Source organism: Methylobacterium sp. 88A (assembly GCF_000376345.1).
In the GTDB taxonomy this organism is placed as follows: Bacteria; Pseudomonadota; Alphaproteobacteria; order Rhizobiales; family Beijerinckiaceae; genus Methylobacterium; species Methylobacterium bullatum.
The window spans coordinates 3,787,905-3,814,407 of the sequence record NZ_AQVT01000001.1 but is presented as its reverse complement, the minus strand read 5'-3'; the positions used below and the strand labels follow the sequence as shown (position 1 = coordinate 3,814,407).

The window sequence follows — 26,503 nt, the reverse complement described above, 5'->3', positions numbered from 1 at the left end:
CCTCATGTTCCGAAGCGTAACGCCCTGTCGTTGGGAGCGTCGAGATCGAGCTCTGGACCTTTCGGCACGATCCCCGTCGGATTCAGGCTCGGATGACTCCCGTAATAGTGCTGCTTGATGTGGATGACATTCACCGTGCCGGCGATGCCGGGCAGGGTGTAGAGGTCGCGCAGGTAGTGCGAGAGGTTCGGATAGTCAGCGATCCGGCGCAGGTTGCACTTGAAGTGCCCGACATAGACCGGATCGAACCGCACCAGAGTGGTGAACAGGCGGATGTCGGCCTCGGTCAGCGTCGCGCCGCACAGGTATCGGGCCTTGCCCAGCCGCTCGTCGAGGGAATCGAGTTCGGCGAACAGGGCGTCGAAGGCGTCTTCGTAGGCGTCCTGCGTCGTCGCGAAGCCGGCCTTGTAGACCCCGTTGTTGACGGCATCGTAGACGCGGGCGTTCACCGCATCGATCTCGCCGCGCAGGGCTTCCGGATAGAGGTCGGGTCCGGTGCCGCCGAACGCGTCGTTCAACATGCGGATGATCTCGGACGATTCGTTCGAGACGATAGTGCGGCGCTGCTTGTCCCAGAGGACGGGGACGGTGACGCGACCGGTGAAGTCCGGCACTGCCTTCAGATAGACCTCGTAGAGTCGGTTCGCGCCGTTCACCGTGTCGGGTGTGGCGCCCGGTGAATCGCTAAAGACCCAGCCTTCCGATCCCATATGCGGATCGACCACCGAGACCGTGATCGCCTCCTCCAGCCCCTTCAGCGCGCGCACGATGAGGGCACGGTGCGCCCAGGGGCAGGAAAGCGAGACGTAGAGGTGATAGCGGCCGGCCTCCCAGCGAAATCCGCCCTCGCCGGACGGGCCGGGCTCGCCGTCGGCGGTGACCCAGTTGCGGAACTTGGCATCCGTTCGCTTGAACCGGCCGCCGGTGTCCTTCGTGTCGTACCAGGTATCCTGCCAGGTGCCGTCGACCAGCAATCCCATCCGTCGTCTCCCACCAGACCCGCCGATAGCGAGATGAGCCATGTGCGGCTTGTCGGAAAGAGCAAAATAGCGGGAACAGGTCTGCATCCGCACGGTTTGCCGGCGATGAGTACCTTGCCCGACGCGCCCACCGCCGATCCGCTGATCCTTACCCTGGAGATGGACCCGGAGACTTTCTTGCATTTCGACGGGTTGAGACGGCGGCATTTCCCGAAGAAGCTCAACGTCATCCCGGCCCATGCCACACTGTTCCACCACCTGCCGGGCCTGGATGAGGAGGGGATCGCCGCGACCCTTTCCGAACTCACGGCGGAGCGCGAACCGGCGGAGGTCGCCGTCACCGAACTTCACTTCATGGGCCGCGGCGTCGCCTTCGCCCTCGCCTCCGACGCCCTGTCCCGGCTTCGAGACGAGATCGCCCGGCGTTACGCGGATGTTCTGACCGCACAGGACCGGCAGGGATGGCGGCCCCACGTCACCGTCCAGAACAAGGTCGCGCCGGACGTCGCCCGCACCCTGCATCATACGCTGGAGCGTGATTTCGAACCGTTCAGCTTCACCTCGCCGGGGCTGATCCTCTGGCGCTACCTTGGCGGGCCGTGGCAACAGCGGGGACGCTTCGCCTTCGGGCGGCATCGATGATCGAGGGACGACGAACCGATGACGAAGACAGCAGCATGAAGGCGCCGCTCCCGACCTATCTCCAGCATCCGCTGTTCAGCCACGCCACGGCCCTGTGGCTCCGCCTGCGCCTCAACGAGGTCGGCCCCCTCGTGGCGCTGCTGGGCGTGAGCTTCCTCGGCTACGCCTTCTTCTTCCTCGCCGACGAGGTCGGGGAGGGCTCCACCGAAGCGCTCGACCGCAAGATCCTGCTTGCCCTGCGCAACCCCGCCGACCTGTCGGACCCGATCGGGCCCCGCTGGCTCGAGGAGACGATGCGCGACATCACGGGACTCGGCAGCGTCTTCACCATCACCTTCGTGACCCTGAGCGCGGTCGCCTATCTGGCGCTCACCCGGCGGCACCGCATCGCCGCCTTCGTGCTGGGCGCCATCGGCGGGGGATTGCTCGTCTCGACGGTGCTGAAGATGTTCTACCATCGGCCGCGGCCGGATCTCGTCCCCCACGGCATGGACGTGTTCACCGCGAGCTTCCCCAGCGGCCACGCGATGATGTCGGCCATCGCCTACCTCACCCTGGCGACATTGCTGGCCCGTGTGGACCAGAACCGTGCGGTGAAGGTCCTGATCCTCCTTCTCGGTGTCGGGATGACGCTCATCGTTGGGGTGAGCCGGATCTATCTCGGTGTGCACTGGCCGAGCGACGTGCTCGCCGGCTGGTGTATCGGCGCGGCCTGGGCCTCCCTGTGCTGGTTCATGGCGCTGATCCTTCAGCGAAGAGGCGAAGTCGAGTCCCCCGATCCTCCGCCGGGCTGACCTTGCCCAAAGGTTTTGTTGGCAGAGTGAGTCCGGCGGGCGGCGCGAGGGGAACGCTCTTCACGCGATCCCATCGTGAACCGCCCCTTGCCGCATTGCGGCCCATCGCTGCCCTGACCTATGGTCCCGCCGATGAAGCTCACCGTGCCCGAACCCGACCTGCCGTATCGGCCCTGCGTCGGCATCATGCTGATCGCTCCCCGGGGGAGCGTCTTCATCGGCCGTCGCCGTCAGGAGGCGGGGCCGGAGCATGTCCAAGGAGACCGCGCCTGGCAGATGCCGCAGGGTGGGATCGATGAGGGCGAAGATCCTCTCGCGGCGGCCCTGCGGGAACTGCACGAGGAAACCAACGTCTCGGCCGGTTCGGTCGTACTCCTCGGGGAGACACCCGGCTGGCTCGCCTACGATCTGCCGCCCGCCGTACTGAAACAGACCTGGAAGGGCCGGTATCGCGGACAGACGCAGAAGTGGTTCGCTTTCGGTCTCGTCGGGGACGAGACTGAGATCGACGTGCTTTCGCCCGGCGGCGGCTTGCACAAATCCGAGTTCGATGCCTGGCGTTGGGAAGAGATGGACGGGTTGGCCGACCTCATCGTGCCGTTCAAGCGGCCCGTCTACGAGGCCGTGATCGCCCAGTTCGCAGTCCTTGCCGGGTGGAGCGAGCAGGCGCAGAGGGCTGCCCCATCGCGATGATGCGATTGTGGTGGATCCCCATTTCCCTGATTCTGTCGTGGTTCGTCTACACGCTGACGCCGCTCTGGATGCTCTATGATCTGGCCTCGGCGGTGCAGGCACGGGACGTCGGGTATGTCGAACGGCACGTCAACTTCCGCATCCTGCGCCAATCCATGATCCGTCAGATCTCGGCCGCCGCCTCTCAGCCGAGGGGCGAGGCCGGTGCCGAGGTCGAGCTCTCGCGGGATCGACAGAGGCTGATCGAAGCCGCGGCGGCCCTGGCCGAACCTCTGACCGAATCCCTTGTGACGGCACAGTCGGTCATCGATCTCCTCGATGACGGTATTCCGCAATCCCTCGATATCGGCCTCCGCGGCGGCGATGCCGAGCATAGGAGCGACGTTCCCGCCGGATTGAGGATCGACACGATTTCTCGGCTGATCCCGTACTACCTCTCCTCGGAGATGCGGGGATTCCGCACCCTCGTCATCGCCGTGCCTCCCGAAGCGTCGCGGTCGCAGCGGTTCCGCCTGCGCCTGCGCCTGCGGGGGTGGTCTTGGCGGCTGGTTGAGATCGAACTACCGAGCGACCTGCGTAACCGCATCGCCAGCAAGGTGGCCCGCGTCCGCAATCATCCGGACCAGGATGCCGTACCGCCGCCCACCCCGCCCTGAGCAGCTTTACACCCGACGACCTGCGACACTCCGAAGATTTGAGTGGGGGATGACATCGGGCTCGCGATGCGCGGGAGCCCCTCCAAACCGTGGGGACCGCGCGCCAAAGGTTGCGCGGCCCGCCTCTCAATGCACCGTGTCGGGGAGCCGCCGGTTGGTGAAGCGGGCATTGCCGAGGCCGGTGCCGATGGTGAGGACACCCCATCGCGCGACGCCCGTCATGTCCGACATGGCCGAGAGGCCCTGCACCACGGCATCGTTGTGCATCAGCACCATGGTGTCGTGATCCCCGATGGTGGGAATGGCTTCCACCAGTCGTTCGGCAAGGTTGAAACGACTGCTCTCCCAATCGCCGGGCAGGTTCTGGCCACCGCGTTCGATGGTCCCGTCGGAGGCGATGACGCCGGGGCACCCGACCCCAATGAAGGGCGCGAGTTTCAGGCGCGAGCGCTCCGCCCGCGAGATCAGGTCGTTCAGCATCGCGATCAGGCGGTCGACCGCCTCGTCGCGGCTCGGGGCCGGATCCTCGTCGCGGTGGCGCCAGAGCTCCGAACGCCAGATCTCTGCGCGCGACAGGTCGGCGGCTTTCTTCAGGTTGGTCGTAACGACTCCCGCCCGGATGTTGCTGCCCCCGATATCGACGGCAAGCAGACTGTCGTACCCGGAAAAGATCCAGGACGGCGCCAAGTGGACGGCCCCGATCAGCCCTGCCTCGTCCGGGTGGTGACGGATTGGTTCGAGGTTCAGGTTGAGACCGCCGGCACGGAGGATCACGCTGGCGCGGTCGATGGCGAGCCGTCCGGCAAGGCTGTCGCTGAAACCGCCCCCGACGACGATGCTCTGGGTATCGCGCCACCCTTTCTGGCGCAGGAAGCGCCGTACGACGGTGGCGAGCTCCTGCGCGAATTCCTCGATCGCGCCGAAGACCACGCCGGCCGCGAGCGGGGCACCGTCGATCAACAGGTCGTCGAGGCGCCGCTTGCTGAAATCGTGGCTCGGCTTCGTGCCGAGCGGGTCGGGACCGAGCTTGCGCAGCTTTTCGCGCCAATCCTCCACGAGATCGCGGAAGGCCTTCTTCGATACGCGATCACCGATGAAGCCCTCGCCGTTCTTCAACTCGATGTTGTAATCGTCGAGGGTGACCGAGGGCAGGTCGTTCGACGCGTGGGAGAGGCTCGATCCGCGCGTTGCCGTATCCGTGCCCATGCTCGATCAATCCTTTCAGAGTGAGGGAAATGCCGACCGTCGAGATCCGGCCGCACTGGCCCGCCGCGTGGAGTTCGGCATGGCCAGCGATGCAAGCGTTCTCGCCCCGCGAGTGTTCCGTCCGAGACGCGTTCCAGCTTTTGCGAGCGTGGTCACTTCGCCTTGGCGGGGGCGGCCTCGGCGGGGGGAGCCTTCGGCTGGCGGGCTTCCATGAGATCCTCCGCCTTCTCTTCGTCGGTATCGCCGCTCTGCTCGATCGCCTTCTCGGGGTTGGTGGCCAGCGCCTTGATGATCGCGACGAGGCGATCGCATTCGCCCTCATACTTGTACGTTTCCAGGATGATCGCCGCGTCACGCAGGGTGCGCAGGTCGCGCACCGCCTGCTTGTTGGCGGTTTCGCGAAGCTCGGATTTGCCGGCGATGGCTTCCTCGAGCTTCGCCCCCTTCACGTCGCACGCGGCCTTGGCGTTTCCTGTCGTGTAGGCGCTGAGCGTCGTGGCGCAGAGGACGAGAGCGGTGGCGAGCAGGGTGCGCATGGGGAATGGGGCTCCAGGAGGAATGGGGCGCGGTTGCGCTCAGGCGTAGTGGGGGAAGCGGCGCAGGAGGCCGTTGGCGAGGGCGATGAGCTGGCTCGGGCGATAGGGCTTCGGCACGAAGATTGATTCCGCCACCGCATCCGCCTGCGAGAGGCTTCCGCGTCCTCCCGACGTGTAGATGACCGGGAGGTTCGGACGCAGGCGCCGCGCCCGGCGGGCAAGGGAGAGGCCATTGGTGTTGCGGGCCAAATCGATATCGGTGAAGAGCAGGTCGACGCGCTCCCTCGCCAGGATGTCTTCGGCCTCCTCGGCGTCGGCGGCGCTGAGGACGCGGTAGCCTTCGTCCATGAGGGCTTCGACGGCCAGTTCGCAAACCATGGCTTCATCCTCCACCACCAGAACGGTTTCGGATCCGCGGACGGAGCCGAAGTTCGGCAACGCGAAGGCAGCGTAAGCGACAGGGATCATGACGCAACTCCAACTCACCCGGGGCGGGACGAGAAGCCCGACGCCGGATCGTCACACCAACGGGAGTGGCGGCCGCGATGTTCGGTCCCGTTCACTCGAATTGCGCGGACTTGGTAAGCAATGCCTTAACCCTACCGAACCGGCCTCGGTCGTCCCGGGACGGAACGGGGCGGCGGGAGCGCGCGCGCTGCCATGAGCCGGAGCCTGTCATGAGCCGGACCTGGCATCTCGGCTTCGGCCTCGTCCTCACGGCGCTGGCCGGCTACGTGGACGCCCTCGGGTTCATCCGGCTGGGCGGCCTCTACACCTCGTTCATGAGCGGCAACACGACCCAGTTCGCCGTGGCGATAGGGCATGACACGCCCCTCCTGGCGATCCTGCCGGCCCTTCTCATCTTCGCCTTCTTCGTGGGAAGCCTGTGTGGGGGCGGGCTCTCGGCCCTGACCCCGGCCCGGTGGAGCACTCCGGTGCTTCTCGGCTTCGAGACCGTCCTAGTATCCGGCGCCTATCTCACCGCGGTGGAGGACCCGAGCCCAGGCCACGCCTCGCTGCTTCTTGCCCTCGCCATGGGCGCGCAGAACGCCGCTCTCGCCCATGTCCAGGGGTTCCGGGCCGGCACCACCTTCGTCACGGGGGCGCTGTTCAGCACCGGGCAGAAGCTCGCTTCGGCGCTCGCGGGGCGCGGACCCCGTTTCGGCTGGGTCGGTGACGGCCTTGTCTGGCTCTCGCTGCTATGCGGTTCCCTGCTCGGGGCGGTCGCCTATGGCCGCCTGGCGTTGTATGCCCTCGCCATTCCCGCCGGCATCGCCGGTTGTCTCACCCTGGTCGCGACGGTCATGACGGTGCTGAAATCGGCGCCGGATTCCGCATCCGCGTCCTGAGAGGTTCTTAGCCGATGAGCGCCAGCGCTCCCTCACTCGTCGATCACGTCGTTCCGCTGGAGGCTGGCGCCCATGTCTCCGGGGCCGTCTGGCTGAAGGACGTCCTGGCCCTGGCGCTGGGCGACGGGGCCGTGATGCTGGTCGGCCCCCACGAGACGCGGCGCGTGGCGGCTCACCCGGATGCCGGCATCCTGGTGGCCTCGGGTGACGGACGGCGGATCGTGACGGGCGGCGACGACGGACGCATCGTGGCCGTCGCGGCCGATGGCGACATGACGGAGGTGGCCGCCGCCAAGGGCGGGGCCTGGATCGACGCCCTGGCGCTCCATTCCGATGGCGCCATCGCCTATGCCGCCGGCCGCAACGTCGTCGCCCGCGATGCCAAGGGCCGGGAGAAGGTCTTCGCCGCGCCCACCACGGCGCGGGGGCTCGCTTTCGCGCCCAAGGGCTACCGCCTCGCCGTGGCGCATTACAACGGCGCCACCCTCTGGTACCCGAATCTCGAGACCGCTCCCGATTTCGTGGAATGGAAGGGCTCGCATCTCGACGTCACCTGGTCGCCGGACGGCCGCTTCGTCGTGACGACGATGCAGGAGAACTCGCTCCACGGCTGGCGTCTCCAGCCCGACCGGGGCCACATGCGGATGTCGGGCTATCCCGGCAAGGTCCGCTCGGTGAGCTGGTCGGGGGACGGCAACTGGCTCGCCACCAGCGGCGCGGAGGCGGCCATCATCTGGCCATTCGATTCGAAGGAAGGCCCCACCGGCAAGGCGCCGCGCGAATGCGGCATCCGCCCGGCCCGCGTCACGCGGGTGGCGTTCCACCCCAAGGCCCTGGTCCTCGCCATCGGCTACGAGGACGGCTGCATCCTGCTCGTGCGCTTCGCCGACGCCTCGGAACTGCTGGTCCGGCCCACCACCAAGGGCGGCGCGGTCTCCGCCCTGGCCTGGGACGGGCGCGGCGGCCGGCTCGCCTTCGGCTGCGCCGGTGGCATGGCCGGCATCCTGACGCTGCCGGGTTGAGGCGGCGATGGCGCTCCTCGGCTTCGGACGCCGGCGCGACCCGGCCGACGATACCGCGCGTCGCCGGGTCGAAGAGTGGGTCCGCGACCTCGTCGAGCCCGGGACCGTGGTGAAGGTCAACGAGATCCTGTGCCCGGACCCTTCCTGTCCCGGCCTGGAGACGATCGTCCTCGTCATGAGGCCGGGGCGGAAGACGCAGGCCGCGAAGGTGGCCAAACCCCTGGCCGAGGTGACGCGGGCGGAGGTGGAAGCCGCCTTGGCGGACCTCCCCTGACCGTTCGGGAACCGCCACGGAGCGGCCCCTTCGTGCGCCATCCGACCGTTCGGGAACCGCCACGGAGCGGCTCTTTCGTGCGCCATCCGACCGTTCGGAACCGCCACGGAGCGGCCCTTTCGTGCGCCTCCCGACCGTTCGGGAAACGCCACGGAACCGCCACGGAACCGCCCTTTCGTGCGCCATCCGACCGTTCGGGAACCGCCACGGAGCGGCCCCTTCGTGCGCCATCCGGCCGTTCGGGAACCGCCACGCGGCTCGGCCTTTTGTCTGACGACGTCATGAGGGATGAATCGTGCTGCGTGTGATCCGGACCCTTGGCCTCGCCCTCGGCATCCTCGGCGGCATCGTCGCCGCCCAGGGGCCCGAATTCGCGCAGCAATACGCGCAGCGGCTCGGGGGCACCCTCGACGAGTTGCGACGCTCCATCGCCGCCCTCGACGCGGACGCCGCCGCGAGCGGGACCAACCGGCAGGGGGCCGTCGAGCGCCTGCGCGGGAACGGCGACGCCCTGGTGGCCCGTCGCGGGGAAGCGGCCCGCGCCGATATCGAGCGCCTGCAGCGTCTCGACGCGCAGAAGCAGGCCCTCACCGAGGCGGGCGGCCCCATGGGCCGTTTCGCCGCGCTGCTGCGCGACCCCGACATGGCGCTGGCCCGCGCCACCTACCAGGATTACGTGCCCGCGGTCCCGGCGAGCGCCGACGGGATCATCGCCGGATTCCTCGGCTTCCTGGCGACCTGGGCGGGTTGGCGGGTGCTGACGGATGTCGGTCGGCGGCTGGTTCCGAGGCGGCGGCAACCGAAGGCCGCGTGAAGGCAGGCGGCGGAGGACGCACGGGTGTTGCACGACATCTACAGCGCGCACCGCCTCCCTGCACTACGACTCGAGCGGTAGCGCACGGGCGGACTCGTGGCGCCGTCGAACGGCTGCAATCGCACCATGGCCCGCGCGCCCACCTCTCGACCGTCCATCGATCCGGCCCTCGACGCGGCGGCCCTGCTCCGGCGCGTGGGGTTCTTCGGCCTGTTCGTCCTGCTTCCCGTGGCGGCCCAGGTGGCCCGGCGCGCCACCGTGATCCTGGCGCCCATCGCCATCGCGCTCATCGTCATCGCCAGCGCCATCGACGGCAAGCAACGGCCGCTCCGGGTGACGGCGACCCGGATGCTGACGTCCACGGCCTTCCTGGCGGGGGGGCTGGTCATCCTCTGGTCGGCCCTGTCCCTGGTCTGGACGCCGTTCCTCGGACCGGCGACGGAGCGCCTTCTGAATCTCACGGCCACCATCCTGATGACCCTAGCCGCCTATCTCGCGCTGCCGGACCGGATGCGCTCGGCCAACCTCTACCTGCTGCCGCTGGGCGTCATCGCCGCGTCCATCGTCTCCATCGTGTTCGGGCTGTTCGGCGACACGCTCCTGCGCACCATGCCCGAGGACCAGAGTTCGGTGGATCGCGGGCTGACGGTCCTCGCCCTGCTGGTCTGGCCCTCCGTGGCGTGGCTGCGCTCGCGCGGGCGTGACCTGGAGGCCCTCGGCACCGCCATCCTCGTGGCCCTGGCCCTCTCGATCTCGCCGAACATCACCCAGATCCTGGCGCTCGCCGTCGGCGCGGTGGCGTTCGCCCTCACGACCTATCGCCCCCTCGTCGGCGTGCGCGCGGTTGCCCTCGTCTGCGGCGGCCTGCTGGTGAGCGCGCCGTTCCTGCCGTTCATCGCCCGGCCCATCGGCATCGTCGCTTTGGGGCCGACGGCGCCCAATGTCCTCACCATCAAGGCGTGGCAGAAAGTGGTGACCACCGAGCCGGTCCGCCTCGTGACCGGACACGGGTTCGAGACCGCCTCGCGCGGCCGGTTCGTGAACCTGCTGCCCGGCAACGCCCCCACCACGATGCTGTTCGAACTCTGGTACGAACTCGGGATCGTGGGCGCCTTCGCCGCGGCCTTCGCCCTCCACGCGGCGATCCGCCATAGCGGCCGCTCGGCCACCGCCACCGCCCCCGGCGCGATCGCACCCGGAGCGATGGCGGTCTTCGCCAGCGCCTTCACCATCGCCTGTATCGGCGTCGGCCTCACGGTGATCTGGTGGGTGACGACGCTGACCGTGACGGTGCTCGTCTTCATCGCCGTGGAGCGCGGGCAGTTCCGCACCCGTCGCCCGAAGGCCAGCCTGCTCAGACCTCGCGCCGTGAGTCCGCGTCCCGCCAACGACGATTGACGGAACCGGGCGGGCTCATCCGGACCTCACTCGTCCGCCGCCGCCTCGATGGCGGCCATGTCGTCGTCGGACAGGCCCATATGGTGGCCGATCTCGTGGACGAGCACATGGGTGACGAGATGGCCGAGGGTCTCCTCGTGCTCGGCCCAATAATCGAGCAGCGGCCTGCGGTAGAGCCAGACCCGGTTGTGCCACTGCCCGGTCGCCACCTCGCCACCCTGCGCCAGGCCGACGCCCCGGAACAGGCCGAGCAGGTCGAACTCGCTCTCGCACTCCATCTCGCGGAGCGTGGCGTCGTCTGGAAAATCCTCCACGTGGATCGTCACGCCCTCGCACAGGGCGAGGAACTCCGGCGGCAGGCGGGCGAGGGCATCGCGTGCCAGGATCTCCACGTCGTCGAGGGACGGCGCCTGGAGATCGGCCCAATTCCGGGCGGGAGCGTTCATCCGAGGACCGGGAGGACCCGCTCGCCCAGGAACGCGGCGAGATCGTTGGTGATGTGGTCGATATGCGGCTCCTTCACCGCCTCCTGCTCGAAGGCCTCGCGGAACGGATCGATGGTGCGGGGCACGACGAGGACCGTCGCCATTCCGAACTCGTGGGGCACGACGAGATTGCGGGCGATGTCCTCGAACAGGGCCGACCGGCGCGGATCGACATCGTGCCGAACGAGGAAGCGCTCGTAGGTGGAGCGCTCGGGTTTCGGGACGAAGTCGGCGGCGGCGATGTCGAACACGTCCTCGAAATGGTCGAGGATGCCGAGCTTGGCGGCCACGTTCTCGGCATGGCGCCGGGAGCCGTTGGTGAGGATCAGCTTGCGGCCGGGCAACTGCTCGATGGCGTCGCCCAGGGCCGCGTCGAGGCGGATCGTGGAATGGTCGATGTCGTGGGCGAAATCGAGGAAATGATAGGGGTCGACATTCTCCTCCACCATCAGCGCCTTCAGGGTGGTGCCGTAGCGGTGGTAGAAATGCTTCTGCAGCGCCCGTGCCGAGATCCCGTCCAGGCCGTAGAGCTGCATGACGTACAGGGTGATCCGCTCGTCGACCTGCGGCCAGACGAGGGCGTCGCTGGGATAGAGCGTGTTGTCGAGATCGAACACCCAGGTGTCGACGCTCGAGAAGCCACGGGAGCCCGCGCTGGAGAGATGGCTTTCGCCGGGAAGGAACAAGGTGGCTGAACGGGGTTCGAGGCGGCGGGAGCGGTGCAGGACCGGATGCGATCGACAACGGTTACGATGAAATTGCGCCCTGCGAAAGGAAGCTCGGCCATTCGATCGGGGCAATCGCTCGAAGCGCCCGCCTCGGTTGTCGCGCTGGCCTCGGTCGTCGGCGCCCGCCTGCGCGGGCTCAGGCTTTCGCTTCGCCGCGCGGCTCACACGGCCGCTGGCGATCGGCCCTGGCCAATTCCATCCCTCCGGATGAAGAAGCCGCCGTTTCGCGTTTCCGTGCCGCATCGGCCGAATGACGGTGGTGGTTCGAAGGAAAGAGTAGGACTATCGCAACGTTGATCAGCGTAATGTACATCGCGAACGTCCATGACGCAGCGTCGATCGACGCCATCGGCAGGACGGATAACGTCGGCTTGCTTTCCTGGATGGTGCGACGTGCAAGATCGGGCACACGACCGAGGCGACGAGGAGCGGAATGATGCCATCGAGGCGGATTCCACGCATCCGAGCGATGGTGATCCGGAGCCACATCTCGACGCCGTGTGCCGCACCGCGTCGGCCCTGTTCCGCGTTCCCATCGTCCTCGTCCCCCTCGTCGATACCGAATTTCCCGCGCTGAAGGCGGGATCGGGTGCCGCGGGGGCGATGCCGGGTTGGTCCGATGCGTTCGCGGGGCAGGCCATCGGAGGCGAATCCGACGGGCCGGTGGTGATCCGCGATCTCCTCGCCGACCCTAGATTTGCCGACCATCCCCTGGTGACGGGTGGGCTCCGGGCCCGGTTCTACGCGGGCGTGCCCCTCACGCTCCGATCCGGGCACAGGACCGGCACGATGTGCCTGATCGACACCGTCCCGCGTCCGGACTTCACCGACGAACACCTGGTCCAGCTCGAGGATCTCGCCCTCATCGTCACTGGGCACCTGCGCCTTCACCAAGCCAATGCCGAGCGCGAGGCGGAGCTGCGAGAGCGCCTGCGCGTCACGACCATCCTCACCCGCCGCGAAGCCCATCTCGAAGCGGCCCTGGCATCTCAGCGCATGGCCGAGGAGATCGCGGGTTTCGGACATTGGCGCATCGACGTGGCCGAAGCCTGCGTCGAATGGTCGGCGGGGATGGCGCGGATCCATGGCCGCGCGCCCGCCGATCTCGCGCGCATCCCCCTCGACGATCATCTGGCCTTCTACCATCCTCAGGACCGGGAGCGCGTCCGCTGGCATCTCGACGACACCGTGGCCGGGTCGGGGGCATTCGCGCGCGACACTTACGAGCATCGGTCGCGGATCGTCCGACCCGGTGGGGAATGCCGGGTGGTCGCCGAGCGTGGAATCGTCGAGCGTGACCCGGACGGGAGCATCCGGGCCATCTCCGGGATCTGCCTCGACGTCACCGAACTGGCCCGATCGGACCAGCACCTGCGCGAGACGACGGATCTCCTGCGCGTCACCCTGGAGAGCATCGACGAAGGCCTCGTCATGGTCGATGCGGACGACCGGGTCAGGGTCCATAACGAGCGCCTGAACCTGCTTCTCGACCTGCCCCGGGACATGCTCCACGACGGAGCCCCCTTCGACGACCTCCGCCGCCACATCGCCGAACGGGACGGTTCGCTGCCGGCGACCCTGGACAGGCGGGTCCGTGACGGGAACCGCGATCACGGCGAAGCCGGCGCCAGCGGCGAGCACCTGCAACGGGATGGGACCCTCCTCGAACTCTGCGGGGTGCCGCTGGCCGACGGCAGCACCGTCTATACCTTCGCCGACATCACCGCCCGGCACAGGGCCGAACGCTCGCTTCGCGAGAGCGAGGCGTCCTACCGCCTGCTCGCCGACTTCCTGCCCCAGATGGTCTGGATCACGAACGACCGCGGCGACACCACTTACTGCAACCGCCATTTCGGGCGCTATTTCGAGCGGCCGCTCTTCTCCCTCAAGGAGCGGGTCGAGGCCTGTCACCCGGACGATCGCAGCCGCATCCGCGGCGATGTCGGCGACCGCCACAAGGCATGGCAGGACTACGATTTCGAGGTTCGCATCCGCCGCGCCGATGGCGTCTACCGCTGGCACAAGGTCAGCAAGCGCCCGATCCGCCTCCTCGACGGCCAGCCCGGATGGCTCGCGACGGCCTTGGATATCGACGACATCATCACCGCCAGGATCGCGCTGGAACGCACCGGCGACCTGCTGCGCCTCGCCCAGGACGCGGCGGAGGCGGGGGTCTGGGAATGGGACGTGGCCTCGGGCTGGATCTGGCAGTCCCAGGAAAGCGCACGGATGCAGGGATTGCCCCTCGATGGGGCGGATCCGGCCGCCGGCCTCGTGATGACCATGACGGAGTGGGAGCAAAACCTTCCGGCCGAGGACCTGGTTCGGGTCCGGGCGGAGGCGAGCCGGGCCATCGCGACACGCACCAACCACAAGGTGGAGTTTCGCGTCCTGCACCCGTCGACCGGCGAATGCCGCTGGTTCCAGGGATTCGGCCAGGCCGTCCTCGACCCGGAGACGGGCGAGGTCTGCCGCTTCGTCGGCATGAATCTCCACATCACGGCCAGCAAGGAGGTGGAGGAGGCGTTCAGGGCGAGCGACGCGCGCCTGCGTCTGAGCGAGGAACGGCTGGCCCTGGCCCTCGACAGCGGCAGGGACGGCCTATGGGACGCCGACCTCCAAACCGGCGAGGTCTCGTTCTCCGACCGGGCTCAGAGCATGCTCGGCTACGCGCCCGGCGAGTTCGGCCGGTCCTTCGCCTATGTCGGCTCCCTGATCCATCCGGACGACATCGACGGTTGCCGGCTGGCGGCCGTCGCGCATTTCCACGGCCAGCAGCCGGCCTTCGAGATCGAGCTCCGGGTCCGCACGAAGGCGGGGGGCTACATCTGGCTCCTCGCCCGCGGCAAGGTCGTGACCCGCGCCCCCGACGGCACGCCCATCCGCTTCGTCGGAACCCATATCGACATCACGGCCCGAAAGGAGGCAGACCAGCGGATCGCCCACCTCGCCTGCCACGACGCCCTCACCGGGCTGCCCAACCGGTCGATGTTCCACGAGCGCCTGGATCAGGCCCTCGGCTCGGTGCGGAACGGCGGTCGCCCGATGGCGGTGCTCTGTCTCGATCTCGACCGGTTCAAGGCGATCAACGACACGTTCGGACATCTGGCGGGCGACATCCTGTTGAAGCTCGTCGCCGAACGCCTGCGCGAGGTCCTGCGGCCGTGCGATGTCGTCTCCCGCCTCGGCGGCGACGAGTTCGGCATCATTCTGGTCAATCTCGGCGGGAAGGACGAGGCGGTCGAGGTCGCCCGCAGGGTGATCGACGCCATCGCGCTGCCGGTGAAGCTCAACGGCCACCTGGCCAATATCGGGATCAGCATCGGCATCGCCCATGCCCCCTCGGACGGACTCGAGGCCGATCCCCTCCTGAGGCATGCCGACCTCGCGCTCTACCGGGCGAAGGCCGCCGGGCGGAACACCGCCCGCGTCTACGAAGCCAGCATGGACGCGGCGATCGAGGAGCGCATCCAGCTCGAATTCGAGCTGCGCGAGGCCATCCTGGGCCGCGACCTGACCTTGCACTACCAGCCGGTGGTCGACCTCGCGACGGACAGCGTGAGCGGCGTCGAAGCGCTGATGCGCTGGCCCCATCCCACCCGTGGGATGATCCCACCCTCGACCTTCGTGGAGATCGCCGAGGAAACCGGCCTGATCGTCGAGCTCGGGAACTGGGCCCTGCGCGAAGCCTGCCGCGAGGCCGCGTCCTGGACGCATTCCGCCCGGATCGCGGTCAACGTCTCGGCGATGCAGTTTCGCGAGCCGGGCCTCGAGGAATGCGTGATCATGGCCCTGTCGGCGTCGGGCCTCGCGGCGGACAGGCTGGAGCTCGAAATCACCGAGAGCGTCCTCATCCAGGATACCGAGGCCGTGATCGCCTGCCTGCACCGCCTGCGCTACCTCGGCGTCCGTATCGCCCTCGACGATTTCGGGACCGGCTACTCCTCCCTGAGCTACCTGCGGCAGTTCCCGTTCGACAAGATCAAGATCGACCGCTCCTTCATCCGTGAGATCGCCGACCCGGACACCGCCGCCATCGTGCGCGCCATCGTGGGGCTCGGCGAGAGACGCGGAACGACGATCACGGCGGAGGGCGTCGAGACACGGGCGCAGCTCGATCTCGTGCGGGCGGAGGGATGCAACGAGGTCCAGGGCTTCTTCTTCAGCAAGCCCGTTCCCGCACGGGACTTGTCCGGCGTCGTCGCCAGGCTGTCGCGCGCCGAGAGGGCGGCCTGACGCGACGGGACGGCGCGGATTCAGCCGCCGAGGCTGTCGAGATAGCCGGGAGCGAGGCGCAGGCCGAGGGGCAGGTTCGAGACCGGGGGCGGGGTCCGGATGCATTCCTCGAGGAAGCCCATCGTGTTCCCGATGATGGCCTCGGAGAAGGGCTTGGCGATCACCGCCACCGCGCCGGCGAAGTCGTCGTGGAAGCGGCTCGCATTCGCGGTCAGGAAGACCAGCATCATCGCGGGCTCGCCCGCCAGATCCTTCGCCACGTCGAGGCCGGAGGAGCCGCCCTTCAGCTGCAGGTCGATGAGGACGATGTCGGGCCGGGTCCGCCGGGCCACCGCGACGGCGTCCCTCGCGGACACGGCCGTGCCGACCACCTCGTGCCCCGCCTCTTCGAGCAGGATCTCGAGCTGCATCACGATCAAGGCTTCGTCTTCGACGACGACGATCCGGAGAGGTTCGGTCACATCGACTCCCTGTAACCCGTCCCGCCGCGGGGCAGGCGGATCTCGATCCGCGTCCCGGGATTGGCCGGGTGCCAGGCGATATCGGCATTCAGCTGGCGCACCAGACTCTCGATCAGGCGCTTGCCGAAGGTGCGGCCGCCGCCGACGTCCACCGGCATGCCGATCCCGTCATCGGCGATCGTGATGCGGATCTCCTCGCCCTCGGGCTTCACCGAGACCAAGAGCCGGCCGCCCGCGTCACGGGGGAAAGCGTGCTTGAGGGCGTTGGTCAGCAGTTCGTTCATCACGAGGGCGACCGGGGGCGCCTGTTCGACGGCGACCTCGACGGAGACGAGGTCGACGTCGAGTTCGATCTCCTGCCGCCCGGAGCCGCGCACCAGATCGACGGCGAGTTCCTGAGCGAAGGCGGCGACATCGAAACGCTGGACGTCGTTCGACTGGTAGAGGCGCTTGTGCACGGTCCCAAGAGCCTCGACGCGGGCCAGCATGGACTTGAGCGAGGCCTTCGCGTCCGGGTCGGTGATGGTCCGCGTCTGCAGGGTGAGCAGCGAGGCGATCATCTGGAGGTTGTTCTTCACCCGGTGGTCCACCTCGTGGACCAGCATGGTCTTGGCCGCCAGCGTCTCGGTGAGCTCCCGCGTGCGCTTTTCCACCTCGCGCTCGAAATGGATCTTCTCGTTGCGCGTCTGCATGAGCGCATCGATCCGGTCCGTCACGTCGAGCTGCGACGCGAAGAAATACACGGTCTCGCCCTCGTCGCTGCTCACGGGGCTGACATAAAGGGCGTTCCAGAACTGGCTGCCGTCCTTGCGATAATTGAGGATGTCGACGGCGACATCGCGCTTGGCCGCGATCGCGTCGCGGATCTGGCGCACCGCGTCGGGACTGGTCTCCTCGCCCTGGAGGAGGCGACAGTTCCGCCCCATGACCTCGGCGCGGCTGTAGCCGGTCATCCTGAGGAACGCGTCGTTGACGAAGACGATGGGATTGTCCGCCTGCCGCGGATCGGTGATCAGCATCGCCATGCGCGTCGCGCGGATGGCCGCCGCGAAAGGATCGCCCCTTCCGTGCTCGGCCCCCAATCGGTCGGTGAGGTGCCAGGCGTCGTCCGCTTCCATCATGCCTTCCCGTGTTGCCCGGCGCGGATCGCGGCCAGGGCGAAAGTCTTCGGCACCGACGAAGGCACCACACCGTCGCGAGGATCCGTATCGCTTCGCCATGACGGTGAGCCATGGCGTGCGAGTGATAGGCGGCGATGTCGTTGTGAGTTGATATCAACGACATAGGGAGGCTCATCCATTCGACAAGCTTTGGTGTGCCGCCGTGTTCCAGTCGTTCGAGATCGTTTTACGGAACGTGTGTCGGAGCACGCCCGCAGAACCGTTGCTGATCCATCACGTATCAGGCCGATCGGTGCGGCTTCGGCCGGCGATGATTGCCGGTCATTGCCCGGAACGGTAGAATGGCCAAGCTCGTTATCGCTCGGCTTGACGCTCCATCCCCCGGTGGCGATGCAGGTCGAACGCCAGGATCACGCCGCCATGTCGACATCTCGCCGGTTCGGATGGGTCAAGGGCGCGGCCGCGCTCGCCGTGGCCGCACAGCTGGCCGCCTGCGGCTCCATCCCCCGCGTGGCCTACACCGCGGACCAGGCCTCGGCGGCGGTTCCGGCCGGCATGGATCTCAGCGTGCGCGCCTATGCCGACGCGTCCGAGAGCACCTTCACGGAAATGGTCGCACGGCCGGAACGCTCGAAGCGCGCCTTCGCCTATCTCGCCCTGTCGGGCGGCGGCGGTGACGGGGCCTACGGCGCCGGCATCCTCAACGGCTGGTCGGAATCCGGCAAGCGGCCCGAATTCGCCCTCGTCTCCGGCGTCAGCACCGGCGCCCTGATCGCGCCCTTCGCCTTCCTCGGGTCGGCCTACGATTCGACCCTCACCGACATCTACACCAGCGGCGTCGCCTCGACCCTGGTGCAATCGCCGAGCGTGACCAACATCGTGTTCGGATCGGGCCTGTTCGGGGACGGACGTCTCCGCGACCTCGTGCGCCGCTACGTCACGTCCGATCTCCTCGCCGCCATCGCCGAGCAGCACGCCAAGGGGCGCCGCCTCCTCGTGGTGACGACGAACCTCGATTCCCAGCGCGCGGTCATCTGGAACATGGGCGCCATCGCCACCAATGGCGGGCCCAACGCCGTCGCACTGTTCACGGATGTGCTCACGGCCTCCGCCAGCATCCCGGCGGTGTTCCCGCCCCAGCTCCTCGACGTGCAGGCGGAGGGCAGGGCGTTCCAGGAGATGCATGTGGACGGGTCGGTGGTGACGCCGGTCTTCACCCTCCCGCAATCGTTCCTGCTGCGGGACGGCCGCCTGCGCACGGCGGGCAAGGCCGATATCTACGTCATCATCAACGGGCGGCTGGAGCCGGAATTCGACGTGGCGCAGAACAACACCCTGTCCATCGTCGAGCGCTCGTTCACCACCGCGAGCCGGGCGCGCAGCCGCGCGACGCTGGCCGCCACCTACGCCTTCACCCGCGGCAACGGCATGGGCTTCAACCTGACCTATATCGACGAGTCCGCGCCCAACACCACGACGGCGAAAGGCTTCGACACCGCCTACATGCGCCAGCTCTACGAGAGCGGGCGTGAGACCGGCCGGGCCGGAACCTTCTGGCGCAAGAGCGTGCCCACGGCTCCCCTGGTGAAGGCGATCGCCACCGGGGTCGCGCGGAACTGAGAGGCCGGCACCATCCCCCGGTGGGGTGGTGCCCTGCGCCGCCCGCCCTCGCGCTCGTTGCTGCACTGCGATAGGAGGAGGGTCATCCTCCCGTGTGGCCATCGGCCCGCATCTCCCCTGCGTTTGGCCGCTGACCCATGATCCAGATCGAAGACCTCACTTTCAGCGCCTGGGGCCGGCGCTTCTTCGACCGCGCGAGCGTGGCCGTCCCGCCCGGATCGAAGGTCGGGCTCGTCGGCCGCAACGGTGTCGGCAAGTCGACCCTGTTCAAGATCATCCTCGGCGAGTTCCAGCCCGATAGCGGCGAGATCCTCCTGCCGAAGAATGCCCGCGTCGCCTCCGTCGATCAGGAGCACCCGGCGACCCCCGTCACCCTCATCGACACCATCCTGGCGGCGGATATCGAGCGCGAGGCGCTGAACCTCGAACTCGAGACCGCCGAGCCCGAGCGCATGGGCGAGATCTACGGCCGGCTGATCGAGATCGACGCCGACCGGGCTCCCGCGCGAGCGGGCGAGATCCTCGCCGGCCTCGGCTTCTCGGTGGAGGACCTGACCCGGCCGATGTCGGAATTCTCCGGCGGCTGGCGCATGCGCGTGGCTTTGGCCGCCGCGCTCTTCGCCGAGCCGGACATGCTGCTCCTCGACGAGCCCACCAACTACCTCGATCTGGAGGGCGCGCTATGGCTGGAGGCGCGGCTGAAGCGCTATCCGCATTCGGCGCTGATCATCAGCCACGACCGCGAGCTTCTGAACAACTCGGTGGACGCGATCCTTCACGTCGCCAACGGCAAGCTCGAACTCTATACCGGCGGCTACGACGATTTCGAGAAGCGCCGGGCCGAGAAGGCGCGGCTGCAGGCCTCGACCAAGATGAAGCAGGACGCCGAGCGCGCCCATCTGCAGAGCTTCGTCGACCGGTTCAAGGCCTCGGCCTCCAAGGCGGCGCAGGCTCAGTCACGCATGAAGCGCCTCGCCAAGATGGAGCCCATCTCCACCACCATCGAGGAGCATGTGGCCCCGTTCCACCTGCCTTCGCCCAAGCGCCCGCTGGCGCCGCCGCTGATGCATCTCACCGATGCCACCATCGGCTATGGCAACGACGAGCCGGTGCTGCGCGACCTCAACCTGACCCTCGACGTCGATGACCGGATCGGCCTTCTCGGCGTGAACGGCGCCGGCAAGTCGACCTTCGCCAAGATGGCGGCCGGCGCCCTGAAGGTGCGGGACGGGCGCATGGTGCGCGAGGGCCGGGTGCAGGTCGGCTGGTTCCACCAGCACCAGATCGAAGCCCTCGACCCGAAGGACACGCCCCTCGACATCATCCGCCGCGAGCGGCCGGACGACAGCGAATCCGGGCGTCGGGCCAAGCTCGCCAGCTTCGGCCTCGCCTTCGACAAGCAGGAGACCACGGTGGACGCCCTCTCGGGCGGCGAACGCGCCCGGCTCCTGCTCAACCTCGTGGCGATGCAGGCGCCCCACCTGCTCATCCTCGACGAGCCGACGAACCATCTCGACATCGACAGCCGCCGGGCCTTGCTCGACGCGCTGAACGATTACGGCGGCGCCGTCATCCTCATCACCCACGACCGTTCGCTGATGGAACTGGTGGCCGACCGTCTCTGGCTCGCCGCCGACCGCACGGTGAAGCCCTTCGCCGGCGACATGGACGATTACGCCCGCTTCGTCCTCGATAGGTCGAAGACCGGCAAGACCGCGCCGGGGCAGGGCCGGGAGAAGAAGAACAAGCGCAAGGCGGCGTGAGGGAGAGGCTTTTTCGTGTTGCCGTGGCGGCGGCGCATACTGCCTTCACGCCCGAACGAACCCGCGGTCACTCGTTTCCACCGCGCCGACTGAATTCGTCCATCTGCTCTATCGGGCAGAACCGCGTCCCTCTCCCCCTTGTGGGGAGAGGTCAGGAGTGGGGGTGGCTGCGCCTGCCTCAGTAGCGTGAGGGTCGCCCAACCACCCCCACCTCCAACTCCTCCCCACAAGGGGGAGGAGAGTCGCGCAGCCCTCGAACCATGTGAACTTCGTAGCCCCTCTCCCCGCATGCTGGGGAGAGGGGATGCTGGCCGGGCTTACTTCCGCAGGATCTTCGTGACGAGGCGGCCGATCGGGTTGCTCGAATCGTAGTTGCGATCGTCGCGGACGACGGGGCGGTTGTCGTTACCGAGAAGCTTGGTGACGAGGCGTCCGATGAGGCTCATGGCTGTATCCCTTCAAACCGGTTATGCGCCGCATTACGGCGCAGCTTGACGGTCAACACGCCGGACGTCCTCCCGTTCCGGATGAACCCCCACATGACCCGCGCCCGTCCCGGCATCGCCCTTGCTCCTCTCGGGCTGAGAGAGGGGACACGATGACCGAGCGATTGCTCCATGCCGGCGCGAGCCTGTCGCTGCTCCTCGCCGTCGCGATTTTGTTCTCGACCAATCGCCGGGCGATCCGGCCCCGGACCGTCGTCTCGGCCCTCGCCCTGCAGATCGCCATCGGGGCAATCGTGCTGTTCGTGCCCGTGGGGCGGCAGGCCCTCGATGCGGCGGCGACGCTGGTCCAGACGGTCCTGGCCTATGGCGACCGTGGGGTCCTGTTCCTGTTCGGCGGCCTCGTCGAGCCGCGCATGTTCGAGCTCTTCGGCGGCAGCGGCTTCATCCTGGCCCTGCGGGTGCTGCCGCAGATCCTCTACGTCTCGGCGCTGATCGCGATCCTGTATCATCTGAAGGTGATGCAGACGCTGGCCCGCCTCATCGGGGCGGGGCTTCAGCGGGTGCTCGGCACCTCGCCCATCGAGACCTTCTCGGCGGTCATCACCATCGTCATCGGCCAGAGCGAGATCGCGGTGGCCCTGCGGCCGTTCCTGATCCTGCTGACCGGGGCCGAATTGTTCGCCGTGATGTCGAGCGGGGCCGCGTCCACCGCCGGGTCGATCCTGGCCGGCTACGCCGCGTTGGGCGTGCCGATGGAATATCTGCTGGCCGCCGGCGTCATGGCGATTCCCGGCGGGCTTCTCTACGCCAAGATCCTGATGCCCTCGACGGAGCCGACGCGGGTGACGACGATGCGGGTTGAATTCGCCGAGACGCGGGCGGTGAACCTCATCGAGGCGGCGGCCGACGGCACGCAGAAAGGCCTCGTCATCGCGGTGTCGGTGGGCGCCATGCTGATCGCCTTCACCGGGCTCATCGCCCTTCTCAACGGCATCGCCGGATGGGGCGGCGGACTCGTCGGTTATCCGTCCCTCAGCATCGAGGGCGTGCTCGGGCTCGCCTTCGCGCCGCTGGCCTGGCTCATGGGCGTGCCCTGGAGCGAGGCGGGTCTGGTCGGCGGCGCCATCGGGCAGAAGATCGCCTTCAACGAGTTCCTGGCCTATGCCCAGCTCTCGCCGGTGCTCAAGGCCGGCACGCTCGATGCCCGGACGACGGCCATCCTGTGCTTCGCCCTCTGCGGCTTCGCCAATCTGGCCTCCATCGCGATCCAGCTCGCGAGTCTGGCGAGCCTCGTCCCCGAAAGGAGGTCCGAGATCGCACGCTATGGAATGCGCGCGATCCTGGCTGGTACGTTGTCGAACCTGACGAGTGCGACCATCGCCGGCCTGTTCATCGGCTGACGGCGGACCGTCACGCGGCGGCGCGCTTGGCCTTGGACGGCTTGGCCGCCGCCGGGGCGGCCTTGGCCGGAGCCGTCACCGGGAGCTCGATGTCGACCCCGAGGGTCGACATGTCCTGGCCCCGTTCCAGGCGGATCTGGACCTTGTCCCGTTCCACCGTGACGTGTTTGGCGATGACGGCGAGGATCTCCTCCCGCAGGAGCATCACCAGGTCGGAGCCGCCGGCCCCGGCCCGTTCATGGGCCAGGATCAGCTGGAGACGGTCGCGGGCCGTGGGGGCCGAGGCGCGTTTGCTGAAGAGGTTGCGCAGGCTCATGCCGCCCTCCGGGTGAACAGCTTGTTGAGGAGAGACTTCTTGTCGGACGGCACGGTCATCGGAACCGTATCGCCCTTCAGGCGGCGGACGGCGTCGATATAGGCCCGGGCCGGGGCGCTGAGCGGGTTGTTCATCGTCACCGGGCAACCGACATTGGAGGCGCGCAGCACTTCCAGGCTCTCGGGGATGATGGCGAGCAGCGGGATCGAGAGGATCTCGAGCACGTCGTCGACCTTGAGCATGTCGCCGCGGTCGGCGCGGGCGGGGTCGTAGCGGGTGAGGATGAGGTGTTTCTCCATCACCTCGCCGCGCTCCGCCTTCAGGGTCTTGGAATCCAGCAGACCGATGATCCGGTCGGAATCGCGCACCGAGGAGACTTCCGGGTTCGTGACGACGACGGCGAGGTCGGCGTGGCGCATGGCCAGGGTGGCTCCGCGCTCGATGCCGGCCGGGGAATCGCAGATCACCCAGTCGAACTTCTCGCGCAGCTCTTCCATCACCTTGGCGACGCCCTCGTCGGTGAGGGCGTCCTTGTCGCGGGTCTGCGAGGCGGGCAGCAGCGACAGGTTCTCGAGCCGCTTGTCGCGGATCAGCGCCTGGTTGAGCTTGGCATCGCCGTTGACCACGTTGATGAGGTCGTAGACCACGCGCCGCTCGGCGCCCATCACGAGGTCGAGGTTACGCAGGCCGACGTCGAAATCGACGACGGCGACGCTCTGTCCGGCCTGCGCGAGTGCCGCGCCGAGAGCCGCTGTGGTGGTCGTCTTGCCGACGCCGCCCTTGCCAGATGTAACGACCAGAACCTTGGCCATGCGTGTGTCTCCTTAATCCAAGGTTGCCATTTTGATGGAGCCGCTATCGAGCCAGATCTGCACGGGTTTCCCGCGCAGGGTCGTGCCCATGTCCTCGGCCGTGCGGACGAGGCGATCGATCCCGAGCAGTTCGGGCTCGAACTTGCGGCAGTAGATGCGGGCGCGGGGGTTGCGGGCGGCACCGGCGATGGCCCGGCCGCGAAGCGCCCCGTAGACGTGGATCGAGCCGCCGGCGAGGATCTCGGCGCCGGAGGCCACCGAACCCATGACGGTGACGTCACCGGTGGGATGCGTGATCGACTGGCCGGACCGGACCGAGCCCTCGATCATGAGAGACGTGGTTTCCGGCTCGGCATCCTTCGGAATCTCGATGCCGAGGGTGGGCCGTCCGTTCACGAGGAGCGGGGGCAGGGCGAGACCGTCGAGCATCGTCGTTCCCGCCAGGGTCGCCGCCGCGCCCTCGATGCCGAGGATGCGGATGCGGCGGGCACCGAGATCGGCCAGGACCTTGCCGAGCACGTCCGGGTCCGACCCGAGCGCCGCGATGTCGAGGATGAGGGGACGGCCGTCGAACAGCGTCGGCGACCGCTTCAGCGAGGCGTCCAGATCGGCGAACCAATCGGGAAGCGGAGCTTCCGGAGCCAGGACGAGTGCCTTGAAGGCACGGCCTCGTAGCGTCACGGATCGGCGGGATGGAGGGGCGTGTGTCACGGGCTCTCGCGATTCCTTACCGAACCATTGACGGTCCTTATGGTTACCGCTTGGTTAACGAGCCGGCTTTCCGTGATCCTGTGACCCTATAATCCTGCGATCCCAGGTTCATATGTCGGCGCTACTCCAGCGCGGCGACCTTGATCGCATCCCCGTCCAGGCGGATCTGCGCCGGTTGGCCCCGGCGGTCCGGCCCGAGATCGTCGGCCGTCCGGTAGAGACCGTCGATGGCGAGCAGTTCCGGCTCGAACTTGCGACAGGTGATGCGGGCATCGGGATTGCCAGATGCGCCCGCGATGGCCCGCCCCCGCAGCGCTCCATAGATATGGATGGAGCCGCCGGCGATCACTTCCGCCCCGGAGGCCACCGATCCCATGATGGTGATGTCGCCTTCGAGATGCAGGATCGTCTGGCCCGACCGGACCGGCTGGTCGAGGATCAGAGATCGGGCGGGGCGGGGCGCCTCCACCTGTGTCGGCGCTGGCGCGTCCGGCGTGGCGACCTCGTCCACCGGCCGTCCGCCGGCCGGGGCGGGGGGCAGCCCCTCGCCGAGGCTGCCGGATTTGGCTCCCTCGATCCCCATCACGGTGACGTCGCGGGCCTTGAGCTCGGAGACCAGGGCGGTGAGGTCCGCCCGGTCGAGCCCGAGGCCGGACACGTCGAGGATCACCGGGCGCCCCACGAAGAAGGCGGGGGAGCGCCGGGACAGCGCGTCGAGGTCTTCGAGCCAGTCATGCACCGGTGCCGAGGGGGCCAGCACCAGGGCCATGAAGGAGCGGCCACGGAAACGGATCGGGGGACGGGAATTCGGCTGGGTCACGCGGTGGCGTTTCTGTTGTTCCGGAATCGACAAGGAATGTGTTGAGCCAACCATATCGGCAGATCGCCCGGAACGCTCCCCTCCCGGCATCGTCGCCCACGCCTGTTTCTCTCAGAACTCCGGCCAGCCGCCGTTTCCCCTTGCCAGGCGGTCGGATCGAACATAAAGATATCTTTATGTCTCAAGAGAGCGCCAAGGCGACAGTCGTCCTTCCTTTCTCCGATGCCCTCGGTGTGCTGCGCGCCACCGCGGAAGAGACGCGCCTGCGCATCCTCGCTTTGCTGATGCAGGGGGAATTGTCGGTCTCCGATCTCACCGACATCCTCGGCCAGTCTCAGCCGCGCATCTCGCGCCATCTCAAGCTTCTGGTCGAGGCGGGTCTGGTGGAGCGGCATCGCGAGGGGGCCTGGGCGTTCTTCCGTCTCATCGAGGCGAGGACCGGGCTGGTGGAGCCCCTGGTCGGCGGTCTCGACCGGTCGAGCCCGCCTTTGTCCGAGGATCGGGCCCGGTTGGAGGGCGTGCGGGCCCAGCGCGCGGATGCCGCGCAGAGCTTCTTCGCCCGCCTCGCCCCGAAATGGGACCAGCTCCGCTCGCTCCACGTGCCGGAGGCGATGGTGGAGGCGGCGGTGATCGACGCCCTCGGATCGCGGCCCGTGCGGAGCCTGATCGATCTCGGTACCGGAACGGGGCGGATGCTCGGACTTCTGGCGCCCAGGGCCGCTCGCGCCACGGGCCTCGATTCGAGCCACGCCATGCTCTCCGTCGCCCGCGCCAATCTGGAGCGGGCCGGCCTGTCGGGCGTGGACCTGCGCCAGGGCGACATCCATGCGCCGCCCTTCGGCCGGGGCAGTTTCGACCTCGTGGTGGTGCATCAGGTGCTGCATTATCTCGACGATCCCGCCCGTGCGCTCCGCGAGGCGGCGCGGCTCGTGGCGCCCGGAGGCCGGCTGCTGGTGGTGGATTTCGCGCCGCACGATCTCGAATTCCTGCGCGAGGAGCAGGCCCATCGCCGCCTCGGCTTCGCCGCCGAGCAGGTGACGGGCTGGCTCGCCGATGCCGGGCTCGGCATGGTGGCGACACGCCATCTCGCTCCGGCCGACGCGAGCGCGCACCAGCTCACCGTGACCCTCTGGCTCGCCGCCTCGGCGGCCGAGCCGACCCTCGCTTCCGAGGCGGAGCGCGCGGTGGCCTGACCGGCCGCCACGGATTCCCGTCTCGAA

The 26,503-nt window shown here is 68.1% G+C and carries 27 protein-coding genes; 14 read left to right on the top strand and 13 right to left on the bottom strand.

Translation table 11 applies throughout. The features are described from left to right. Positions 1–2 precede the first annotated feature (2 nt). Positions 3–980, bottom strand: a complete 978-nt coding sequence (locus tag A3OM_RS0118240; RefSeq protein WP_018045216.1) for a glutathione S-transferase family protein — start codon at positions 978–980, stop codon at positions 3–5. A gap of 105 nt (positions 981–1,085) precedes the next feature. Between A3OM_RS0118240 and A3OM_RS0118235 the strand changes: the two genes are divergently transcribed. From A3OM_RS0118235 to A3OM_RS0118220, 4 genes are all read left to right on the top strand, one after another. Then, positions 1,086–1,622, top strand: a complete 537-nt coding sequence (locus tag A3OM_RS0118235; RefSeq protein WP_043764369.1) for a 2'-5' RNA ligase family protein — start codon at positions 1,086–1,088, stop codon at positions 1,620–1,622. Positions 1,623–1,657: 35 nt separating this feature from the next. After that, positions 1,658–2,416, top strand: coding sequence for a phosphatase PAP2 family protein (locus tag A3OM_RS0118230; protein ID WP_018045214.1), 759 nt, complete (start codon positions 1,658–1,660; stop codon positions 2,414–2,416). A 120-nt stretch (positions 2,417–2,536) separates the two neighbouring features. Then, complete coding sequence (locus A3OM_RS0118225; RefSeq protein WP_018045213.1) at positions 2,537–3,109, top strand: RNA pyrophosphohydrolase; 573 nt, start codon at positions 2,537–2,539, stop codon at positions 3,107–3,109. Continuing rightward, complete coding sequence (locus A3OM_RS0118220) at positions 3,109–3,765, top strand: DUF2939 domain-containing protein (protein WP_043764871.1); 657 nt, start codon at positions 3,109–3,111, stop codon at positions 3,763–3,765. The genes A3OM_RS0118225 and A3OM_RS0118220 overlap by 1 nt, the downstream gene beginning before the upstream one ends. Positions 3,766–3,891: 126 nt before the next feature. Here A3OM_RS0118220 and A3OM_RS0118215 read toward each other — a convergent pair whose 3' ends face one another. From A3OM_RS0118215 to A3OM_RS0118205, 3 genes are all read right to left on the bottom strand, one after another. Further along, complete coding sequence (locus tag A3OM_RS0118215; protein ID WP_018045211.1) at positions 3,892–4,971, bottom strand: ROK family protein; 1,080 nt, start codon at positions 4,969–4,971, stop codon at positions 3,892–3,894. 152 nt (positions 4,972–5,123) lie between these two features. After that, positions 5,124–5,507 (bottom strand): hypothetical protein, encoded by a 384-nt coding sequence (locus A3OM_RS0118210; protein WP_018045210.1) that lies wholly within the window; start codon positions 5,505–5,507, stop codon positions 5,124–5,126. 39 nt (positions 5,508–5,546) lie between these two features. Next, the gene (locus A3OM_RS0118205) at positions 5,547–5,975 is read right to left on the bottom strand and encodes a response regulator (RefSeq protein ID WP_018045209.1); all 429 of its coding nucleotides are present in this window, start codon (positions 5,973–5,975) and stop codon (positions 5,547–5,549) included. Positions 5,976–6,184: 209 nt separating this feature from the next. Between A3OM_RS0118205 and A3OM_RS0118200 the strand changes: the two genes are divergently transcribed. The 5 genes from A3OM_RS0118200 to A3OM_RS0118180 all read left to right on the top strand — a co-directional run bounded on the left by A3OM_RS0118200 (position 6,185) and on the right by A3OM_RS0118180 (position 10,364). Further along, positions 6,185–6,856, top strand: coding sequence for a YoaK family protein (locus A3OM_RS0118200; RefSeq protein ID WP_018045208.1), 672 nt, complete (start codon positions 6,185–6,187; stop codon positions 6,854–6,856). Positions 6,857–6,870: 14 nt separating this feature from the next. Beyond that, positions 6,871–7,878: a hypothetical protein gene (locus tag A3OM_RS0118195; protein WP_018045207.1), complete on the top strand. Its 1,008-nt coding sequence runs from the start codon at positions 6,871–6,873 to the stop codon at positions 7,876–7,878. A gap of 7 nt (positions 7,879–7,885) precedes the next feature. Then, positions 7,886–8,152, top strand: coding sequence for a hypothetical protein (locus A3OM_RS0118190; protein ID WP_018045206.1), 267 nt, complete (start codon positions 7,886–7,888; stop codon positions 8,150–8,152). Between the two features lie 295 nt (positions 8,153–8,447). Continuing rightward, complete coding sequence (locus A3OM_RS0118185) at positions 8,448–8,966, top strand: DUF2937 family protein (RefSeq protein ID WP_018045205.1); 519 nt, start codon at positions 8,448–8,450, stop codon at positions 8,964–8,966. Between the two features lie 126 nt (positions 8,967–9,092). Further along, on the top strand, positions 9,093–10,364 hold the full coding sequence (locus tag A3OM_RS0118180; RefSeq protein ID WP_018045204.1) for a hypothetical protein: 1,272 nt from the start codon (positions 9,093–9,095) through the stop codon (positions 10,362–10,364). A 26-nt stretch (positions 10,365–10,390) separates the two neighbouring features. On the opposite strand, the gene A3OM_RS0118175 is transcribed toward A3OM_RS0118180, so the two are convergent. Then, complete coding sequence (locus A3OM_RS0118175; RefSeq protein ID WP_018045203.1) at positions 10,391–10,810, bottom strand: metallopeptidase family protein; 420 nt, start codon at positions 10,808–10,810, stop codon at positions 10,391–10,393. Next, entirely contained in the window at positions 10,807–11,535 is a 729-nt protein-coding gene (locus A3OM_RS0118170; RefSeq protein WP_018045202.1) for a pyrimidine 5'-nucleotidase, read from the bottom strand. Before A3OM_RS0118170 ends, A3OM_RS0118175 begins: the two co-directional genes overlap by 4 nt. 435 nt (positions 11,536–11,970) lie before the next feature. On the opposite strand from A3OM_RS0118170, the gene A3OM_RS24820 reads away from it, so the two are divergent. Next, complete coding sequence (locus A3OM_RS24820) at positions 11,971–15,813, top strand: EAL domain-containing protein (protein ID WP_051074339.1); 3,843 nt, start codon at positions 11,971–11,973, stop codon at positions 15,811–15,813. A gap of 20 nt (positions 15,814–15,833) precedes the next feature. On the opposite strand, the gene A3OM_RS24290 is transcribed toward A3OM_RS24820, so the two are convergent. Together A3OM_RS24290 and A3OM_RS0118155 are read right to left on the bottom strand one after the other, a co-directional pair. Continuing rightward, complete coding sequence (locus A3OM_RS24290; protein ID WP_018045201.1) at positions 15,834–16,274, bottom strand: response regulator; 441 nt, start codon at positions 16,272–16,274, stop codon at positions 15,834–15,836. Further along, complete coding sequence (locus A3OM_RS0118155; RefSeq protein WP_018045200.1) at positions 16,271–17,395, bottom strand: histidine kinase dimerization/phosphoacceptor domain -containing protein; 1,125 nt, start codon at positions 17,393–17,395, stop codon at positions 16,271–16,273. The genes A3OM_RS24290 and A3OM_RS0118155 overlap by 4 nt, the downstream gene beginning before the upstream one ends. A 420-nt stretch (positions 17,396–17,815) precedes the next feature. On the opposite strand from A3OM_RS0118155, the gene A3OM_RS0118150 reads away from it, so the two are divergent. Next, on the top strand, positions 17,816–19,015 hold the full coding sequence (locus A3OM_RS0118150; protein WP_026176177.1) for a patatin-like phospholipase family protein: 1,200 nt from the start codon (positions 17,816–17,818) through the stop codon (positions 19,013–19,015). A 137-nt stretch (positions 19,016–19,152) separates the two neighbouring features. Then, a complete protein-coding gene (locus A3OM_RS0118145) occupies positions 19,153–20,778 on the top strand; it encodes an ABC-F family ATP-binding cassette domain-containing protein (protein ID WP_018045198.1) in 1,626 nt (541 codons plus the stop codon). Between the two features lie 317 nt (positions 20,779–21,095). Here A3OM_RS0118145 and A3OM_RS24285 read toward each other — a convergent pair whose 3' ends face one another. Next, the gene (locus tag A3OM_RS24285) at positions 21,096–21,224 is read right to left on the bottom strand and encodes a hypothetical protein (protein WP_018045197.1); all 129 of its coding nucleotides are present in this window, start codon (positions 21,222–21,224) and stop codon (positions 21,096–21,098) included. Between the two features lie 152 nt (positions 21,225–21,376). Here A3OM_RS24285 and A3OM_RS0118135 point away from each other — a divergent pair, with 152 nt between their 5' ends. Continuing rightward, positions 21,377–22,624: a nucleoside transporter C-terminal domain-containing protein gene (locus A3OM_RS0118135; protein WP_018045196.1), complete on the top strand. Its 1,248-nt coding sequence runs from the start codon at positions 21,377–21,379 to the stop codon at positions 22,622–22,624. Between the two features lie 10 nt (positions 22,625–22,634). On the opposite strand, the gene minE is transcribed toward A3OM_RS0118135, so the two are convergent. The 4 genes from minE to minC (A3OM_RS0118115) form a co-directional block, all read right to left on the bottom strand. Further along, entirely contained in the window at positions 22,635–22,940 is a 306-nt protein-coding gene (gene minE / locus A3OM_RS0118130) for a cell division topological specificity factor MinE (protein WP_018045195.1), read from the bottom strand. Further along, the gene (gene minD, locus A3OM_RS0118125) at positions 22,937–23,752 is read right to left on the bottom strand and encodes a septum site-determining protein MinD (protein WP_018045194.1); all 816 of its coding nucleotides are present in this window, start codon (positions 23,750–23,752) and stop codon (positions 22,937–22,939) included. Before minD ends, minE begins: the two co-directional genes overlap by 4 nt. Before the next feature lie 12 nt (positions 23,753–23,764). Next, positions 23,765–24,463, bottom strand: a complete 699-nt coding sequence (gene minC, locus A3OM_RS0118120; RefSeq protein WP_051074338.1) for a septum site-determining protein MinC — start codon at positions 24,461–24,463, stop codon at positions 23,765–23,767. A 121-nt stretch (positions 24,464–24,584) separates the two neighbouring features. Next, positions 24,585–25,283, bottom strand: coding sequence for a septum site-determining protein MinC (minC, locus tag A3OM_RS0118115; RefSeq protein WP_026176176.1), 699 nt, complete (start codon positions 25,281–25,283; stop codon positions 24,585–24,587). A gap of 176 nt (positions 25,284–25,459) precedes the next feature. Here minC (A3OM_RS0118115) and A3OM_RS0118110 point away from each other — a divergent pair, with 176 nt between their 5' ends. Further along, complete coding sequence (locus A3OM_RS0118110) at positions 25,460–26,476, top strand: metalloregulator ArsR/SmtB family transcription factor (RefSeq protein ID WP_018045191.1); 1,017 nt, start codon at positions 25,460–25,462, stop codon at positions 26,474–26,476. The last annotated feature ends 27 nt before the right edge of the window (positions 26,477–26,503 follow it).